Origin of the sequence: Bacillus sp. AF62, assembly GCF_050312695.1 — a bacterium.
Taxonomy (GTDB): domain Bacteria; phylum Bacillota; class Bacilli; order Bacillales; family Bacillaceae_G; genus Bacillus_A; species Bacillus_A cereus.
Map to the genome: position 1 here is coordinate 1 of NZ_JBNPJZ010000237.1, position 575 is coordinate 575.

Below are 575 nucleotides of genomic sequence, written 5' to 3' on the forward strand. Positions count from 1 at the left end.
CCATACATTCTCTACCATGTATGGCTGCGCAAGCTGATCAGAGACAGGTGCAACATATATATAGTACACACGATGAATATCTATATATGGGAACGACTTTTTTGCAGTTACAAGATATGTTTCAACAAAACGGAAACGTATATTACCGATTAGCACCACCAGGTGCAATGGATGCGCCAGCCCCAGTTGCATTACCGCCTCATATTGGGGAGAAGTATCTGATACGTCCAGATTCTTTGCAAGGATGGATCATTCAAACCTATATGAAGCAAAAGGAAGTTTTGCCAGGAAGATGGGTACAAGAAAGAAAATTAGATTTTTATAATCAATTTAGACAGTATCAAGGAACTGCGTATCACCAATATATAGCCCCTCTATAAAATGAAAAAAATAAAACTGTTTATTTATCCAGTTCATATCAGAAACAATCTTATGATTTTGTTCGATAGGTTCTGGTGCAAAAAAAGACACGTTTTGAAAATGGTCTTTCAAACGTGTCCATACTGGTACTACTACTTAAAAAAGGTGTGTGACCAGTATGGAAAAAGAGAATATATTCAAATGGAAGCATTACC

Annotated in this window: 1 protein-coding gene; it reads left to right on the top strand. The window is 36.7% G+C overall.

Annotation, left to right across the window (positions count from 1 at the left end; translation table 11 throughout):
- On the top strand, nt 1-380 hold a 380-nt coding region (locus ACQRBL_RS32525), incomplete at its 5' end, for a hypothetical protein (RefSeq protein WP_427736448.1).
- Between the last annotated feature and the right edge of the window lie 195 nt (nt 381-575).